The organism is Microbacterium sp. ZXX196 (assembly GCF_009709595.1).
Taxonomy (GTDB): domain Bacteria; phylum Actinomycetota; class Actinomycetes; order Actinomycetales; family Microbacteriaceae; genus Microbacterium; species Microbacterium excoecariae.
In genome coordinates, this window is the sequence record NZ_WMEE01000002.1 from 283624 (window position 1) to 300926 (window position 17303).

A 17303-nucleotide genomic window follows, 5' to 3' on the forward strand; every position below is an offset into this window, starting at 1 on the left:
AGCCCGTGATGCAGACTTCTGACGCGGCGACGAGCGACACCACCAAGCACATCTTCGTGACGGGCGGTGTCGTTTCCTCTTTGGGTAAGGGGCTCACGGCGGCCAGCCTGGGCAACCTCCTCACGGCCCGCGGCCTGCACGTGGTCATGCAGAAGCTGGATCCGTATCTGAACGTGGATCCGGGCACCATGAACCCGTTCCAGCACGGCGAGGTGTTCGTCACGGACGACGGCGCCGAGACCGACCTCGACATCGGGCACTACGAGCGCTTCCTCGACATCAACCTCTCGCAGGCGGCGAACGTCACGACGGGGCAGATCTACTCGAAGGTGATCGAGCGCGAGCGCCGCGGCGAGTACCTCGGCGACACCGTGCAGGTCATCCCGCACATCACCGACGAGATCAAGCGCCGCATGCGCCTGCAGGCGGAGGATGACCCGAAGCCCGACGTCATCATCACCGAGGTGGGTGGCACCGTCGGCGACATCGAGTCGCAGCCGTTCCTCGAGTCGGCCCGCCAGATCCGCCACGAGCTCGGCCGCGACAACGTGTTCTTCGTGCACGTCTCGCTCGTGCCGTTCATGGGCGCCTCGGGCGAGCAGAAAACGAAGCCGACGCAGCACTCGGTGGCGGCGCTACGTCAGGTCGGCATCCAGCCCGACGCGCTCGTGCTTCGCAGCGACCGGCCCGTGACCGAGCAGAACATGAACAAGATCGCCCTCATGTGCGACGTCGAGTCCGACGCCGTCGTGAACACGGTCGACCTGCCGAGCATCTATGACATCCCGTCGACGCTCAACCGCCAGGGACTCGACGCCGTCATCGTCCGCAAGCTCGGCCTCGACAAGGCCGGGGAGGTGGACTGGTCGCGCTGGCAGCGCGTGCTCGACGCCGTGCACCACCCGAAGCACGAGGTCACGATCGGCCTCGTCGGCAAGTACATCGACCTGCCCGACGCGTACCTGTCGGTGACCGAGGCCATCAAGGCGGGCGGCTTCGCGCACGACACCAAGGTCAACATCCGCTGGATCCCCTCGGACCTGTGCGAGACCGAGGAGGGCGCGACCGAGCAGCTCGGCTCCCTCGACGGGATCTGCGTGCCGGGCGGATTCGGGATCCGCGGGATCGAGGGCAAGCTCGGCGCGCTGAAGTTTGCGCGCGAGCAGGGGATCCCCACGCTCGGCCTGTGCCTCGGTCTCCAGTGCATGGTCATCGAGTTCGCGCGGAACGTCGCCGGCATCGAGGGCGCGTCCTCCAGCGAGTTCGACCCCGAGACGGCGACGCCCGTCATCGCGACGATGGCGGAACAGGTCGAGATCCTCGACGGCGGCGACCTCGGCGGCACGATGCGCCTCGGCCTGTACCCCGCGACCCTCGCGCAGGGCTCGATCGCCGCGGAGGTGTACGCGTCGACGCAGGTGACGGAGCGCCACCGCCACCGCTACGAGGTCAACAACGCCTACCGCGAGCAGATCGGCGCGGCCGGGCTGTCGTTCTCGGGCATCAACACGGAGCTCGACCTGGTCGAGTTCGTCGAGCTCCCGCGCGACACGCACCCCTACTACATCGCCACGCAGGCGCACCCCGAGCTGCGCTCGCGCCCGACCGAGGCGCACCCGCTCTTCCGCGGCCTCATCGGCGCGGCGCTCGAGCGCAGCCGTTCGAGCGAGCTGTTCGAGGTCGAGGAGTGACGAACGCCCTGCGCGACGAGGAGCGCCCCGCCGAGGTCGTCGCCTCCGAGGTCGTGTTCGACGGCCACGTGTGGGACGTGCGGGAGGATCGCTTCCGATACGGCGAGGGCGAGCTCGTCCGGCACTACGTCGACCACACGGGGGCCGTCGCGGTCGTCGCGGTCGACGCGGCCGGCCGGGTCCTCCTGATCCAGCAGTATCGGCACCCCATCCGCACGCGCGACTGGGAGATCCCGGCCGGCCTGCTGGACATCGCGGGGGAGGATCCGCGCGACGCGGCCGAGCGCGAGCTGGCCGAGGAGGCCGACCTCGTGGCGGACACGTGGGAGGACCTCGGATCGTTCGCGATGTCGCCGGGCGGGTCCACCGAGTTTATCCGGATCTTCCTCGCGACGGGGGTGGGGCCCGCGCCCGAGTCCTTCGCGCGCGACGCGGAGGAGGCCGACATTCGCGCCGAGTGGGTCCCGCTCGGCGACGCGGTCCGCGCGATCGAGGAGGGTCGCATGACGAACGCGGCCATGACGATCGGCGTCCTGCTCGCGGCCCGGCGGCTCGGCGCCTGAGACAGGCCGCGTGGGCATCGAGCGCGCGGTCGACGCGTACCTCCGCCACATCTCGATCGAGCGCGGGCTGAGCGACCACACCGTCGCCGCCTACCGCCGCGACCTCGGGGCGTACGCCGCGTGGCTCGCGGAGCGGGGCATCGACGACGTCGACGCGGTGACGCCCGCGCGGGTGTCGGAGTTCGCCGAGGAGCGCGCCGTGGCCGTCCCGCCGCCCGCGGCGTCCTCGCTCGCGCGCCTGCAGTCGTCGGTGCGCGGACTGCACCGCTTCCTCGTGCGCGAGGGGAACGCCGAGGCGGATCCGACGGCGCGGCTCGCGCCGCCCCGCCAGCCGCAGCGCCTCCCGAAGGCGCTCACGATCGACGAGGTCGAACGCCTCCTTCACGCCCCGAGCGGGGAGGATCCGATCGGGATCCGCGACCGCGCGCTCCTGGAACTCCTCTACGCCACGGGGGCGCGGGTGAGCGAGGCGATCTCGCTCGACGTCGACGATCTCGCTGCGGGCGACGTCCTCCGGCTGCGCGGCAAGGGCGACAAGGAGCGGATCGTGCCCGTCGGGTCGTTCGCCCGCGACGCCGTGGACGCCTACCTCACCCGGGTGCGGCCAGCGCTCGCCGCGCGGGGATCCGCGACGCCGCGTCTGTTCCTCGGCGCGCGCGGGGCGCCGCTGTCGCGGCAGAGCGCGTGGCTCGTGATCCAGAAGGCCGCCGACGCGGCGCACCTCGCGGCCCACGTCTCGCCGCACACGCTGCGGCACTCGTTCGCCACGCACCTGCTCCAGGGCGGCGCCGACGTCCGCGTGGTGCAGGAGCTCCTGGGGCATGCGTCGGTGGCGACGACCCAGATCTACACCCACCTGACCGCCGACGTGCTGCGCGACATGTATCAGCAGGCCCATCCCCGCGCCGTCTGAGGCCCCTTCCGCGCGCGCCGCGGCGCCGCTACCCTGGGGCGCACACGCCGCACGAGGGGGACGAGATGGCCGGCTCCGATCTCGCCGTCGAGGCGCGGGGGCTCGTGAAGACCTTCGGCTCGACGCGCGCCGTCGACGGGATCGATCTCGCGATCCCGCGGGGCGGCATATACGGCGTCCTCGGCCCGAACGGCGCCGGAAAGACGACCGCGCTGCGCATGCTCGCCACGCTCCTGCGGCCCGACGCGGGCGAGGCGCGCGTGCTGGGGCACGACGTGTTTACCGAACCGAAGCGGATCCGCGAATCGGTCGCGCTGACGGGACAGTTCGCCTCGCTCGACGAGGACCTGACGGGCATCGAGAACCTCGTGCTCCTCGGCCGGCTCTACGGGTTCCGCGCGGCGGCCGCGCGCCGCCGCGGCATGGACCTCCTCGAGGCGTTCGGCCTGACGGAGGCCGCGGGCCGGCAGGTGAAGAAGTTCTCGGGCGGCATGCGCCGGCGCCTCGACATCGCCGGATCCCTCGTCGTCACGCCGCGGTTGATGTTCCTCGACGAGCCCACGACCGGCATCGACCCGCGCAGCCGCAATCAGGTGTGGGACATCATCCGCGCGCTCGTCGACGGCGGCACCACGATCCTCCTCACGACGCAGTACCTGGAGGAGGCCGACCAGCTCGCCGGGCGCCTCGCGGTCATCGATCACGGGCGCGTGATCGCCGAGGGCACGCCCGGCCAGCTCAAGGCGCAGGTCGGGGCGGGCGCGCTGGCGGTGCGGGTTATCGAGCCGGAGGACCGGGACACCGCCGCCGTGGCCCTCGAGGTCGCTCTCGGGATCGCGGTCACGCGGGAGGCGGATCCGGCGGCGCTGTCCGCGACGCTCTCGGACACGCGGCGCGCGGGGGCCGCGCTCGCCGCGCTCGAGTCCACGGGCGTCGAGATCGAGACGTTCTCGCTGGGGCAGCCGAGCCTGGACGAGGTCTTCCTCGCCCTCACGGGGAAGCCGGCCGAGGACGCCGCGCCCGAGGGCGCCGCCGCAGAGGAGGGGTCGCGATGAGTATCGACCAGGCCGAGCACACCGCGCGCGTGCGCACCGTTCTCCTGCCGGAGCAGGACAGGCCCCGCCCCGCCGGCCCCGTGAGCTCCTCGATCACCTACGGGTGGCGCGCCCTGCTGAAGATCAAGCACATCCCCGAGCAGCTGTTCGACGTGACGGTCTTTCCCATCATGATGACGGTCATGTTCTCGACGATCTTCGGCGGCGCGCTCGCCGGGGGCGTCGGGAACTACGTCCAATGGCTCATCCCCGGCGTCTTCGTGCAGACCCTCGTGATGATCACGATGTACACGGGCCTCACCCTCAACCGCGATATCTCCAAGGGGGTCTTCGACCGGTTCCGGTCCCTCCCGGTGTGGCGCCCGTCGCAGCTCGTCGGCGCGCTCCTCGGCGACCAGGTGCGCTACACGATCGCGGGCGTGATCATCCTCGCGGTCGGCTTCCTCATGGGCTTCCGGCCCGAGGGTGGGTTCTGGGGGATGGCCGCGGCGTTCGCGCTCCTGCTGGTGTTCAGCTTCTGCCTGTCCTGGGTGTGGACGATGGTGGCGCTCATCATGCGCACCGAGCAGGCCGCCATGGGCGTGTCGATGTTCATCCTCATGCCGCTCACCTTCGTGTCCAACATCTTCGTGGATCCGTCGACGATGCCCCGGTGGCTGCAGGGGTTCGTCGAAATCAACCCCGTGAGCGTCGTCGTGGGCGCGAGTCGCGACCTGATGGGCGGATCCTTCGACGCCGCGCAGATCAGCATCGTGCTCGCGTACTGCGCCGTGCTGGTCGTGATCTTCGGGCCCGTCTCGATGCGCCTGTACAACCGGAAGAGCTGACCCGCCGCGATCCTGCCCGGCCACGAGGTAACGATGCGGATACACTCGTCTGAGCGTGTCAGGAGGTTCATCGGTGGCCCACACCCCACATCAGCCGTCGAAGAGCGACGAGGTCATTCTCGGCCCCACGGGGCGCCCGTACCAGGGCTTCTCGACCCCCGCGAAGCTCGACTCCCACGGCCCGGCCCGCATCATCGCCCTGTGCAACCAGAAGGGCGGGGTCGGGAAGACGACGACGAGCATCAACCTCGCGGCGTCGCTGGCCGAGTACGGCCGCAAGGTACTCGCGGTCGACTTCGACCCGCAGGGCGCGCTCTCGGCGGGCCTCGGCATCGCGACGCACGACGTACCGACGATCTACGACCTCATGCTCGACACGAAGCGCGACGCCCACGAGGCGATCGTGGAGACCAACGTGCCGGGCCTCGACGTGATCCCCGCGAACATTGACCTGTCGGCCGCCGAGGTTCACCTCGTCAACGAGGTCGCCCGCGAGATGATCCTCGCCCGCGTGCTGCGCAGCGTCGCGAAGGAATACGACGTCATCCTCATCGACTGCCAGCCCTCGCTCGGCCTGCTGACGGTGAACGCCCTCACGGCCGCGCACGGCGTGCTCGTGCCGCTCGAGTGCGAGTTCTTCGCGCTGCGCGGCGTCGCGCTCCTCATCGAGACGATCGAGAAGGTCCAGGACCGCCTGAACCCCTCGCTGGAACTCGACGGCCTCCTCGCGACCATGTACGACGCGCGCACGCTGCACTCGCGCGAGGTGCTGGAGCGGATCGTCGAGACGTTCGGCGACAAGGTGTTCGAGACGGTCATCGGGCGCACCGTGAAGTTCCCGGACGCGTCGGTCTCGGGCGTCCCGATCATCGAGTACGCGCCGCAGCACCCGGCCGCGCAGGCCTACCTCCGCCTCGCGCGGGAGCTCGTCGCCCGCGGCGCCGTCGCCTGAGTCCATGAGCCTCGGCGAGCCCGCATCCGGTTCGTCGGCGCCGGAGGACGGGCGCGGGTTTCGCGTCTCCCTGGCGAACTTCGACGGGCCGTTCGACCTGCTGTTGAGCCTCATCACGAAGCGCGAGCTGGACATCACGGAGGTCGCGCTCTCGGCCGTCACCGACGAGTTCATCGCCTACCTGTCGGCGCTCGGCCCGGACGAGAACCTGGACCAGGCCAGCGAGTTTCTCGTCGTGGCCGCCACCCTGCTCGACATGAAGGTTGCGGGGCTGCTCCCGCAGGGGGAGCTCGTCGACGCCGAGGCGGTCGCGCTCCTCGAGGCCCGCGACCTGCTGTTCGCGCGCCTGTTGCAGTACCGCGCGTTCAAGGAGGTCTCCGCGTGGTTCGCGGAGAACATCGCGCGCGAGGAGACGCGCCACACGCGCGAGGTGCCGCTGGATCCGACGTACCGCGAGCGGACCCCCGAGCTCGTCTGGACGCTCTCGCCCGAGGACTTCGCGGCGGTCGCGACCCTCGCCTTCGCGCCGCGCGAGATCCCGGCCGTCGGCCTCGGCCACTTGCACGCGCCGCAGGTGTCGATCCGCGAGCAGGCGGCGATCGTCGTCGCCGCGCTGCGCGGGCGCGCGTCGCTGACCTTCCGCGAGCTGATCGCGGGCGAGGGCGAGCCCGGCGTGATCGTGGCGCGCTTCATCGCCATCCTCGAGCTCTACCGGCACGCGGCCGTGTCGTTCGAGCAGCTCGAGCCGCTCGGCGAGCTCACCCTGCGGTGGGTCGCCGAGGCGTGGAACGACGAGAACCTCGCGAGCCTGGGAGCCGAGTATGACCGCTGACGACCGCCCTCTTTTGCAGCGCCTCGAGGCGCTCCTCATCGTCGCCGACGAGCCCATGAGCGTCGTCTCGCTCGCGACCGCCGTGAGCGCGCCGGTGGCCGTCGTGCGCCGGGCGCTCGCGCGGATCCGCGAGGAGTACGCGGGCGAGCACGGCCTGCCGCCGCGGGGCTTCGAGCTGCGCGAGGTCGCGGGCGGGTGGCGCGTGTACGTCCGGCCCGAGCTCGACCCCGTCGTGACCGACTTCGTGGGCAGCCAGGCGCCCGCGCGCCTGTCGCAGGCCGCGCTCGAGACGCTCGCGGTCATCGCCTACAAGCAGCCCGTGACGCGCTCGCAGGTCGCCCAGATCCGTGCCGTGAACGTCGATTCCGTCGTGCGCACGCTCCTCGGCCGCGGCCTGATCACGGAGATCAGCGCGGATCCGGAGACGGGAGCCATGCACTACGGCACGACCGACCTGCTGCTGCAGAAGCTCGGGATCAACTCGATCGAGGAGCTCCCGCCGATCTCGCCGCTGCTCGACGACGGCGCGAACGGCTTCGACGACATCGTGGGCGCGTGAATCGCGGCCGGCTTTCTGCGGGCGGTCAGGCGGATCCGCCATGATGGAGCGTTGACCTCGCGCGCGCGGGGGAGGGACGGATCCGTGAGGAGAACGAGATGAGCGATTCCGCCGAGGGCGTGCGCCTGCAGAAGGTGCTCGCGAACGCCGGCGTCGCGTCGCGTCGCGTCTCGGAGCAGCTCATCGTCGAGGGCCGCGTGCGCGTCAACGGCGAGGTCGTCTCCGAGCTCGGCTCGCGCATCGATCCCGCCACCGACCTCGTCGACGTCGACGGGCAGGCCGTACAGCTCGACACCTCGAAGCGCTATGTCGTCCTCAACAAGCCCACCGGCGTCGTCAGCACGATGCGGGACGACCGCGGCCGGCGCGACCTGACGGAGTTCGTGCGCGACTTCGACGAGCGGCTCTATAACGTCGGCCGCCTCGACGCCGAGACCTCCGGGCTCCTCGTGCTGACGAACGACGGCGAGCTCGCCAACGTCCTCGCCCACCCGCGCTACGGCGTGACGAAGGTCTACATCGCGCGCGTGTCGGGCGAGGTCCAGCCGAAGACCCTCGCGACGCTCACGCGCGGCATCGAGCTGGAGGACGGGCCGATCCGGGCCGACAAGGCGCGGATCCTCGACACCTCCCGCGGCTCGAGCCTCGTCGAGCTGACGCTGCACTCGGGCCGCAACCGCATCGTGCGGCGCATGATGGCGGCCGTCGGGCACCCCGTCACGGAGCTCGTGCGGCGCCAGTTCGGGCCGCTGCACCTCGGGACGCTGCAGGCGGGCCGCGTGCGCGAACTCGATAAGGTGGAGCGCGGCGCCCTGCTGACCCTGTCGCGTCAGGCGGCGGCGGACGCGCCCGGCGACAAGGAGGCCTCGTGACGGACGACACGCGCGCACCCGCTCTCGCCGCCCGCGTCTCCGGCACCGTCCGCGTCGTCGGCGCCGGTCTCCTCGGCTCCAGCATCGGGCACGCCCTTGCGCCGCTCGGCGTCGACGTCGCGCTGAGTGACACGTCGCCCGCGCAGCTGCGCCTCGCGATCGACTACGGCGCCGGCCGCGCCGCGACCGAGGCCGACGACCCCGCCCTCGTCGTCGTGTGCACGCCGCCCGACGTGGTCGCGGACACCGTCGCCGCGGAGCTGGCGCGCTACCCCCGGGCCGTCGTGACCGACGTCGCCTCCGTGAAGCTGGATCCGCTCCGCGACCTCCGGGCCCGCGGCATCGACCTCACGCACTACATCGGCTCCCACCCCATGGCGGGCCGCGAGCGCGGCGGCGCGATCTCCGCGCGCGCCGACATCTTCGCGGGCCGGCCGTGGGTGATCTGCCGCGACGAGGAGACCACGGCGGGCGACCTGGCGATCGTCGAGGCGCTCGCGCTCGATCTCGGCGCCACCCCCGTCGAGATGACGCCGGAGGAGCACGACCGCTCCGTCGCGCTCGTCTCGCACGTGCCGCAGGTGGTCGCCTCGCTCCTCGCGGCGCGGTTCGCGAGCGCGCCCGAGGCGTCGCTCGCGCTCGCGGGCCAGGGCGTGCGCGACACGACGCGCATCGCGCACTCGGCGCCCGAGCTGTGGGTGCAGATCCTCGCGGCGAACGCGGATCCGGTGGTCGAGCAGCTCGACCTGATGGCGGCCGACCTCGCGCGCGTGGCCGACGCGCTGCGCGCCCCGGACGCCCCCGGCTCCCGCCGTACGGCGGCCGACGCGATGCGTCAGGGTAACGTCGGCGTCGCGCGCTTGCCCGGCAAGCACGGCCAGAAGCGGCGCTTCGAGAGCTTCGTCGTCATGGTGGACGACGCGTCCGGTCAGCTGGGGCGCCTGTTCGGCGACCTGGGCGAGCTGGGCGTGAACGTGGAGGACCTGCGCCTCGAGCACTCGCCGGGGGCCCCGCTGGGCCTCGCCGAGATCTCGGTCGATCCGGCCACGCTCGAGGCGGCCGTCGACGGCATGTCGGCGCGCGGATGGCGGATTGCGGGGACCAGTGACTGAGGCATTTTTCGTCGGGATCGACGGGCCGGCCGGCTCGGGCAAGTCGAGCGTCTCGAAGGAGGCGGCGCGCCGCCTCGGCTTCGGGTATCTCGACACCGGCGCCGTGTACCGGGCGCTCGCGTGGCACGTGCTGAACGCGGGCGCGACGACGGAGGACCCGGGCGCGGTCGAGGCCGCGTTCGAGACCTTCCGCCCGGAGATCGGCCTGGACCCGGATCAGCGCTCGGTGCGCGTGGACGGCGTCGACGTGACCGCGGCGATCCGCACGCCGGAGACGACCGCGGCGGTCGCGGGCGTGGCCCGGACGCTCCCCGTGCGCGAGAAGATCAACGCGCTGTTCCGCGAGATCGTGCGGCGCGCGAAGGCCCCCGGCGTCATCGTCGAGGGCCGCGACATCACGACCGTCGTGGCGCCCGACGCGCCCGTGCGGATCCTCCTCACCGCCCACCCGGAGGTGCGCGCGGCCCGCCGCAGCGCCGAGATGGGCGCCGAGGACGTCGCCGCCGTCGCTGAGGCCATGCGCCGCCGCGACGCGAGCGACTCGACCGTCGTGGACTTCCTGAACGCCGCCGACGGCGTGACGGCGGTCGACACGACCCACCTGGATTTCGACCAGTCCGTCGAGGCCGTGCTCGCGGTCATCGACGAACGACTCAAGGGAGGCCGAGATGGCCGCTGACAACGAATACGACACCCCCGACGCGCCGGATGCCCCGGACGCGCTCGCGGAGCGCCTCGACGAGCTCGACGACGACCTCATGGACCAGCGCGCGGCGACGCTGCGCGAGTCGCTGTCCGACTACGAGCTCGACGACGAGGACGCCGAGCTGCTCGCCGGGATCACGGTCGGCGAGGACGGCATCGAGTACCTGCCCGCCCTCCCGGTCGTCGCGATCGTCGGGCGCCCCAACGTGGGCAAGTCCGCGCTTGTGAACCGGATCCTCGGGCGCCGCGAGGCGGTCGTCGAGGACACCCCGGGCGTCACGCGCGACCGCGTCACCTACAAGGCCGAGTGGCTCGACCGGCGCTTCTCCGTCGTCGACACGGGCGGGTGGGAGCCCGACGCGAAGGGCATCGACCGTTCGGTCGCCGCGCAGAGCGAGGTCGCGATCGACCTGGCCGACGTCATCCTCTTCGTCGTCGATTCGCGCGTGGGCGCGACCTCGACCGACGAGCACGTCGTGCGCCTGCTGCGCAAGACGGACAAGCCGGTCTTCCTCGTCGCGAACAAGGTCGACGACGCCTCGCACGAGGCCGAGGCGGCCGCGCTGTGGAACCTGGGCCTCGGCGAGCCGCACCCCGTCTCCGCGATCCACGGCCGTGGCGTCGCCGACCTGCTCGACGCCGTCATGGCCAAGACGCCCACCGTGTCGGCGGTCGCGAAGAACGAGATCGGCGGCCCCCGCCGCGTCGCGATCCTCGGGCGCCCGAACGTCGGCAAGTCGTCGCTGCTGAACAAGGCCGCGGGCGAGGAGCGCGTCGTCGTGAACGACCTCGCGGGGACCACGCGCGATCCGGTGGACGAGGTCGTCGAGCTCGGCGGGAAGAAGTGGACGCTCGTCGACACCGCCGGCATCCGCCGCCGGGTCCACATGGCGCAGGGCGCCGACTTCTACGCGAGCCTGCGCACCTCGACCGCGCTCGAGAAGGCCGAGGTGGCCGTCGTCGTGCTCGACGTCACCGAGCCCATCAGCGAGCAGGACGTGCGGATCATCGACCTCGTGCTCGAGTCGGGCCGCGCCCTCGTCCTCGCCTTCAACAAGTGGGACATGCTCGACACCCCCGAGATGGAGGACAAGGAGCGCCGCCGCTTCCTCGAGCGCGAGATCGAGCAGGACCTCGCGCACGTCGCGTGGGCGCCCCGCGTGAACATCTCCGCCAAGACGGGGCGACGCCTCGACAAGCTCGTCCCGGCGCTCGAGACGGCGCTGGAGAACTGGGACCGCCGGATCCCCACGGGCAAGCTCAACGCGTTCCTCACGGAGCTCGTCGCCGAGCACCCGCACCCCCTGCGGGGCGGCAAGCAGCCGCGGATCCTGTTCGGCACGCAGGCGTCGACGCGCCCGCCGACATTCGTGCTGTTCACGACCGGGTTCCTCGACCCGGGCTACCGGCGCTTCATCCAGCGCCGGCTGCGCGAGCTGTACCCGTTCGAGGGCACCCCGATCGTCGTCAACATGCGCGTGCGCGAGCGCCGGAAGCGCTGAGCGCGCGCGGCATGACGCCCCGCGTCCCGAAAGGGGCGCGGGGCGTGTGCCGTGCCGTAGGTTGGGAGCGTGACGACGAGCAGGAACCCCGGGGACGCCTGGGTCGAGGCCCCCGACGGATCCCGGTACTGGGGTCTGTTCGGCGCGGCGGGCCTCCTCGCGCACGACCCGGCGCGCGGCGTGCTCCTGCAGCACCGCGTCGGCTGGAGCCACTTCGGCGGCACATGGGGGATCCCGGGCGGCGCCCTGCACGAGGGCGAGACGCCGCTCGCGGGCGCACTGCGCGAGGCGGGCGAGGAGGCGGGCGTGCCCCGCGGATCCGTCGTGCCGCGCGCCGAGCACGTGTACGACGTCGCCGACCTCTGGCGTTACACGACCGTGATCGCCGACGTCGCGGAGCCGTTCGAGCCCGTCATCAGCGACCCCGAGTCGCTCGAGCTCGCGTGGGTTCCGGTCGACGAGGTCGACCAGCTGGAGCTGCACCCGGGGTTTGCGGCCTCCTGGCCCACGCTCCGCGCCGCGCTCGGCGTGCGCCCCGTCGTCCTCGTGGACGCCGCGAACGTCGTCGGATCCGTGCCGGACGGCTGGTGGAAGGACCGGCGCGGGGCCGCCGAGAAGCTCCGGGGCCGGCTCGAGGCGCTCGCCGCGGCGGGCGTCGACGCCGACGCGCTGGGGCTCGAGCTGTTCTGGTGGCATCCGATCATCGCGACCGTCGTCGAGGGGCAGGCCCGCGATGTCGGCGCCGGCTCCGGCGCGGTCGCCGTGTTCCGGGCCGAAGCGTCCGGCGACGACGAGATCGTGGCGCGGGCCGAGGCGATGGTCGAGGCCGGACTCGACCTGACCGTCGTCACGAGCGACCGCGAGCTGCGGGGGCGCGTTGAGGCGCTGGGCGCGCGGGTGCGCGGGGCTCGGTGGCTGCGCGATCAACTCCCGCCGGCGGATCCGGGCGCGTCCGACGCGGTGACGGAAGCCGGCATGTGGACGGTGACGGGCGTCGTCGCCATGATCAACGCCCTGTGGGGGTGACTACAGCCCGCCACGGAGCCGGTCGATCTCGCGCCGGTCGCGCTTGGTGGGCCGCCCCGCGCCGCGCTCGCGCGTGACGATGGGCGCGACGAACTCGCGCGGCGGCGGGGGAGGTGTGCGATCCTCGTATGCCTCGGCGGCCAGTGGCGCGCCGACGCGCTTGAGGAGCAGCTTCCGCACGCCGAGGATCCGGTCGAATCCCGCGATCCGCGCGCGCACCTCGTCGCCGGGCTTGACGCTGTAGGAGGCCTTGACGGGATCGCCGTTCACGCGCACGTGCCCGCCGCGGATGGCGGTCGTCGCAGCCGACCGGGTCTTGTACACGCGCACGGCCCAGAGCCACACGTCGATGCGCACGGAGGACGGTTCGCTCATCCGTCCATTCTGTCTCAGAGCGCGCGCGAGGCGACGTGTTTCGCGGATCCGAGGGTCGGAGACGGCGAGCGTCGCCCGTCGAGCGGGTCGAGGGTCCCTTGCCGTGATCGCGGAGGCGCTCCAGGGCGCGCAGCGCGACCAGGCCTGGCGGCTGTTCACGGAGGCGAGCGACGCGTTCCTCGGCTACCAGAAACGCACCGATCGTGTCATCCCGGTGTTCGTCCTGCGGATCCGCGAGCCCTGACGCGCCCGGCCCGCGCCCGAATTAGCGACCCCGCGGCGCGTCGGGTAGACTTCTTGAGTTGCCCCGCGGGGTGACGACAAGCGAATAACGGGATGTGGCTCAGCTTGGTAGAGCACTCGACTGGGGGTCGAGGGGTCGCAGGTTCAAATCCTGTCATCCCGACGGATACACGAGGAAGTCTCTCATCGGACGTCAGAAAATGCCTGATGAGGGGCTTCTTCTTGCAACCTTGACTCTTGCGTTGAGGGTGAAGGACTCGTCGCCATCTCGGCAACAGTTCGGAGAGAAATACCTGGCTACGCCGCGAATCCAGGGTTCTTCTTGTTTTCTTTCCCGTCAGGTACCTTGTGGGAAGTCAACCAGGCGGATCGTCGTCGGGTTTCCCTGAGGTGCTTTCTGTCCAGGCGAGCAACAGCGCCTGCGCGAGAAGCTTCGCGTCGGGTTCGGGGCGGACGAGACTTCGGAGGCGGATCTCGTCTCGGCCGCGTCTGCCGCGCGTCGGCCCGCGCCGCGGGGACACGGGAGGCGCCGTTCGCCTGTCGTGATCGACGGCTTCCTGCGCGTCGAGGAACTCCTGGAAGGCGACGCTCGCTCGCCTCGGCAGGTCTCGATCGCGTGTGACGATTCGGCGGCGGTGTTCGGCCACGGCGCTCCTGCGCAGCGGCTTCGATGGGAGATAGAACGCGTGGAGTAGCCACTGCTTCGTCGGGGTCAGACGGGATAGCGCGGGCCCTCCTGTCGCCCAGTCGGAGCACAGAAGCAGGCGTCTTTCCCAGTAGGTGTCGTCATCGAGGTGTGGCATGTCGCACCGGTTCGCGTCTCGACGTCAGTGCTCGCTTCTATGCTCGTCCGTATGAGGGTCGGCGTCTACATCGACGGGTACAACCTGTACTACGGTGCGCGCGGGCTCTGCGGGCGGTCGACGTCGGGATGGCGCTGGCTGGATCTGCGAGGCATGGTCGAGAGTGTGATCGCCGCCCGTTCGCACTGGGGAGAGGTGACGATCGAGAACGTCACCTACTGCACGGCCCGGATCAGCGGTGCGAGCAACCCCGAGGGGCAGCGGGAGCAGGACGTGTACCTGCGGGCTCTGGCGCACACGGGCTCGGCGACGAGGATCAGCTTCGGAACGTACGTCGCGCGCGTGTCGACGGCGCCGCTGGCCGTCAAAGGACGCAACAGCAAACCTGTTCTCGTCGAACCGGACTGGCCGATCATGATCCAGGACCACAGCGGCCAGGACGTCCCGGGCGCGACGTTCATGGCCTCCGTCGCCCGGCGCGAGGAGAAGGGCAGCGACGTGAACGTCGCCTCCCATCTGCTGATCGACGTGCTGACCCGTAGGGTGGATGCGGCCGTCGTCATCAGCAATGACAGCGACCTCGCCTACCCGATCGGCGTCGCGCGCGAGCACGTTCCCGTCGGCCTGATCAACCCGACGAAAGGGGTCCGCGCGGGCAAGCTCGCAGGGACGCCGACCGAAGGCGCAGGCAACCACTGGTGGTACCGTCTTGAGCCCGATGACCTCTACGCGCATCAGCTCCCGAACGTGATCTCGTCCCGGATCACGAAGCCCGCACCATGGTGACGAGTGCTAACATGGGGTCATACCACCCGGCGCCTCTGGCGCCGGGTCTTTTCTTTGCGTATCACCGACGGTCCGGGGGCGCTCGGTAGCCTGGGAGCCGTGCGCCGTCCGGAGACCACCGCTGAGATAGATGCCCTGCGGACACGGATCGCGAGACTGGAGCGGGAACTTGCAGAAGCCCGCGAACAGCTGAGGGAGCTTCAGAGAGAGCAGCCGGTCGGCGCGCGCCCTCGCTCCGATCTGCTTCCTACCGTCACGGCGGCCTCGTCGAGCGCCGAGAAGCTCGCCTTGTTCCGAGCGCGCTTCACCGGCAGGCACGACGTCTACGCAACGCGCTGGACCAGCGCGCGCACGGGGAAGTCTGGCTGGAGCCCTGCGGTGCGCGGCGGCTTCTACACCGGCTCCGAGACCGCTGCTGACTACCTGCCACTCGATGAGCGCACGATCGAACGGCATCTGCGGGGCGCGGCTGCTCCTGGGGAGCGCGAGTTCCATATCGGTCTCTACCCGATGCTCGAAGGCGACCAGTGCAGGCTTCTCGTCTGCGATTTCGACGACGCAGAGTGGCGGCACGACGCCGCGGCCTTCGTCGCAGAGTGCGAGCAGGTTGGGATCCACGCGCTCACCGAGGTCTCCCGTTCCGGCGAAGGCGCGCATGTCTGGATCTTCTTCGAGGACGTGCTCCCCGCCATGACGGCTCGCGCAGCCGGGATGCGGCTCCTGCGCGCTGCGATGACCCGCAGGCCGGCGATGGACTTCCGCAGCTACGACCGCTTCTTTCCCTCGCAGGACACGCTGCCCGAACGATCCTCAGGGCGGGCGCGCCTGGGCAACCTCATCGCGTTGCCCTTGCAAGGCGACTGCCGCCGACGCGGGACGACCGTGTTCGTCGACCCCGACACATGGCGTCCGCACGAGGACCAATTCGCGGCACTCGCGTCGACGACGCCCGTCTCCGCAGAACGAATCAGGGAACTTGGAGCGACGAGCCACGCAGAGGCGCGCGTGGGGCCCGCCGAGTCGTTGGGCGCCAGGCCACGGCGAGCGAGCATCCGAGCGGCCGCGCGCGGAACCGCGCATAGGTCGCTGAAGCTTCGCCGCGATGCTCTGCTGCACGTCCCGACGGCACACCTTCCGGGCATCGTGATCACCGAGCTCAAGCACATGGCATCGGTGCCGAACCCCGAGTTCTACCGCAGGCAAGCACAGCGGTTCAGCACCTTCGGGACGCCACGCCTGGTCACCAGCTTCGAGCACGACGAGCACGAGCTGCGGCTACCACGGGGGCTTACCGACGAAACCGTGGCGCTCCTCGCGGATGCGGGATTCCAGGCAGCGATCGAGGCAACAGCGACGGCACAGACACGTCTGGAGCTGACATTCACGGGGCAGCTGCGAGAGAAGCAACAGGAAGCCGTCGACGCGCTCCTCGCACATGACACCGGAGTGCTCGTTGCACCGCCCGGGGCGGGCAAGACGGTCATGGCCTGCGCGCTCATCGCCGAGCGCGCCAGGCCGACGGCGATCCTCGTGAACCGGGCCGAACTGCTCACACAGTGGCGTGAGCGTCTTCAGCAGTTCCTCGGCCTCACCGACAAGCAGATCGGACAGCTGGGAGCCGGGCGTCGGAAGCGGCGAGGTGTCGTGGACTTGATCATGATGCAGTCCGTCTCGCACCGGAACGCCGACCCTGCGGTGCTGGAAGAGTACGGGCAGATCATCGTCGACGAGTGCCATGCCGTCGCCGCTCCCGCGACCGAGGCCGCCCTGCGCAATGTCAGCGCACGCTACTGGGTCGGGCTGACAGCGACCCCCTACCGTGCCGATCAGTTGAACGGCCTGATCACGATGCAGTGCGGGCCGGTGCGGCACGTGCTCGACTCTCAGGAGCGAGCGGAGCGCAAGCTGATCGTCCACGAGACGACCTTCCGCACGGACGAGCCCGGGACAGACGGGCCGTCTATCCAAGCGATCTACTCGGAGCTCGCCGCCGATCCCGAACGCAACGCGATGATCGCCCGGCACGTCAATGAAGCGGTCGCCCAGGGGCGGACGTGCCTCGTCCTGACGAACAGGCTCGAGCATCTCGACGCGCTCGCAGATGCATTGAAGGGATGCGCGGCGCCAGTGGTCGGGCTCCATGGGCGCCTCCCCATCGCGGAACGCCGAAGCATTAGAGCGTCTCTCAACGAGATGGAAGCACGGCAGCAGCCATACGTGCTCCTCGCCATCGACAAGGTCGCCGGCGAAGGGCTCGATCTCCCGGCGCTCAACACGCTGTTCCTGGGAGTTCCGGTCTCCTTCAAGGGGCGAGTGATCCAGCAGATCGGACGCATCACCCGCGGGCATGATGCCAGTCACCTCCCCGCCACCGTTCATGACTACCGCGACATGTACGTACCGCTTCTGGAGCGCATGTACTCGCGACGACGGCGCATCATGGCGAAGGAGGGCTTCGTGACGGCGGGGCCCTCCGAAGAGGAGTAG

General features: G+C 70.7%; 18 protein-coding genes and 1 tRNA gene. 18 read left to right on the forward strand and 1 reads right to left on the reverse strand.

Translation table 11 applies throughout. The annotated features are described in order from the left end of the window. Positions 1 to 8: 8 nt before the first annotated feature. The 13 genes from GJQ66_RS02960 (at position 9) to GJQ66_RS03020 (ending at position 12609) form a co-directional block, all read left to right on the forward strand. Entirely contained in the window at positions 9 to 1691 is a 1683-nt protein-coding gene (locus tag GJQ66_RS02960; RefSeq protein WP_155047927.1) for a CTP synthase, read from the forward strand. Next, positions 1688 to 2254 (forward strand): NUDIX domain-containing protein, encoded by a 567-nt coding sequence (locus tag GJQ66_RS02965; RefSeq protein ID WP_368732594.1) that lies wholly within the window; start codon positions 1688 to 1690, stop codon positions 2252 to 2254. Before GJQ66_RS02960 ends, GJQ66_RS02965 begins: the two co-directional genes overlap by 4 nt. 10 nt (positions 2255 to 2264) lie before the next feature. After that, positions 2265 to 3167 (forward strand): site-specific tyrosine recombinase XerD, encoded by a 903-nt coding sequence (gene xerD, locus GJQ66_RS02970; RefSeq protein WP_368732595.1) that lies wholly within the window; start codon positions 2265 to 2267, stop codon positions 3165 to 3167. Between the two features lie 65 nt (positions 3168 to 3232). Next, positions 3233 to 4222, forward strand: a complete 990-nt coding sequence (locus tag GJQ66_RS02975) for an ATP-binding cassette domain-containing protein (protein WP_155047830.1) — start codon at positions 3233 to 3235, stop codon at positions 4220 to 4222. Then, positions 4219 to 5049 carry an ABC transporter permease gene (locus GJQ66_RS02980; RefSeq protein ID WP_155047831.1) on the forward strand — a complete coding sequence of 277 codons (831 nt, stop codon included), beginning with the start codon at positions 4219 to 4221 and terminating at the stop codon, positions 5047 to 5049. The genes GJQ66_RS02975 and GJQ66_RS02980 overlap by 4 nt, the downstream gene beginning before the upstream one ends. Positions 5050 to 5122: 73 nt before the next feature. Further along, a complete protein-coding gene (locus GJQ66_RS02985) occupies positions 5123 to 6001 on the forward strand; it encodes a ParA family protein (RefSeq protein WP_166316620.1) in 879 nt (292 codons plus the stop codon). Between the two features lie 4 nt (positions 6002 to 6005). Further along, positions 6006 to 6833: a ScpA family protein gene (locus tag GJQ66_RS02990; protein WP_155047833.1), complete on the forward strand. Its 828-nt coding sequence runs from the start codon at positions 6006 to 6008 to the stop codon at positions 6831 to 6833. Then, complete coding sequence (scpB, locus tag GJQ66_RS02995; RefSeq protein WP_155047834.1) at positions 6823 to 7392, forward strand: SMC-Scp complex subunit ScpB; 570 nt, start codon at positions 6823 to 6825, stop codon at positions 7390 to 7392. Before GJQ66_RS02990 ends, scpB begins: the two co-directional genes overlap by 11 nt. Before the next feature lie 98 nt (positions 7393 to 7490). Next, positions 7491 to 8264 (forward strand): pseudouridine synthase, encoded by a 774-nt coding sequence (locus GJQ66_RS03000; RefSeq protein ID WP_155047835.1) that lies wholly within the window; start codon positions 7491 to 7493, stop codon positions 8262 to 8264. Next, a complete protein-coding gene (locus GJQ66_RS03005; protein ID WP_368732596.1) occupies positions 8261 to 9376 on the forward strand; it encodes a prephenate dehydrogenase in 1116 nt (371 codons plus the stop codon). Before GJQ66_RS03000 ends, GJQ66_RS03005 begins: the two co-directional genes overlap by 4 nt. Continuing rightward, positions 9369 to 10055 (forward strand): (d)CMP kinase, encoded by a 687-nt coding sequence (gene cmk, locus GJQ66_RS03010; RefSeq protein WP_368732597.1) that lies wholly within the window; start codon positions 9369 to 9371, stop codon positions 10053 to 10055. Before GJQ66_RS03005 ends, cmk begins: the two co-directional genes overlap by 8 nt. After that, entirely contained in the window at positions 10045 to 11583 is a 1539-nt protein-coding gene (der, locus tag GJQ66_RS03015; protein WP_155047837.1) for a ribosome biogenesis GTPase Der, read from the forward strand. Before cmk ends, der begins: the two co-directional genes overlap by 11 nt. Before the next feature lie 69 nt (positions 11584 to 11652). Next, positions 11653 to 12609 (forward strand): NUDIX domain-containing protein, encoded by a 957-nt coding sequence (locus GJQ66_RS03020; RefSeq protein WP_368732598.1) that lies wholly within the window; start codon positions 11653 to 11655, stop codon positions 12607 to 12609. Here the strand turns inward: GJQ66_RS03020 and GJQ66_RS03025 are convergent, their stop codons facing one another. Then, complete coding sequence (locus GJQ66_RS03025) at positions 12610 to 12984, reverse strand: RNA-binding S4 domain-containing protein (RefSeq protein ID WP_155047838.1); 375 nt, start codon at positions 12982 to 12984, stop codon at positions 12610 to 12612. It abuts the gene before it with no gap. Here GJQ66_RS03025 and GJQ66_RS14570 point away from each other — a divergent pair. The 5 genes from GJQ66_RS14570 (at position 12959) to GJQ66_RS15335 (ending at position 17303) form a co-directional block, all read left to right on the forward strand. Next, entirely contained in the window at positions 12959 to 13228 is a 270-nt protein-coding gene (locus GJQ66_RS14570; RefSeq protein ID WP_230379231.1) for a nitroreductase/quinone reductase family protein, read from the forward strand. The genes GJQ66_RS03025 and GJQ66_RS14570 overlap by 26 nt on opposite strands. An 88-nt stretch (positions 13229 to 13316) precedes the next feature. Beyond that, positions 13317 to 13390, forward strand: a tRNA-Pro gene (locus GJQ66_RS03035). A 379-nt stretch (positions 13391 to 13769) separates the two neighbouring features. Then, on the forward strand, positions 13770 to 13922 hold the full coding sequence (locus GJQ66_RS03040; RefSeq protein WP_155047840.1) for a hypothetical protein: 153 nt from the start codon (positions 13770 to 13772) through the stop codon (positions 13920 to 13922). 159 nt (positions 13923 to 14081) lie between these two features. Beyond that, entirely contained in the window at positions 14082 to 14816 is a 735-nt protein-coding gene (locus tag GJQ66_RS03045; RefSeq protein WP_155047841.1) for an NYN domain-containing protein, read from the forward strand. Positions 14817 to 14915: 99 nt separating this feature from the next. Further along, entirely contained in the window at positions 14916 to 17303 is a 2388-nt protein-coding gene (locus GJQ66_RS15335; protein ID WP_368732599.1) for a DEAD/DEAH box helicase family protein, read from the forward strand.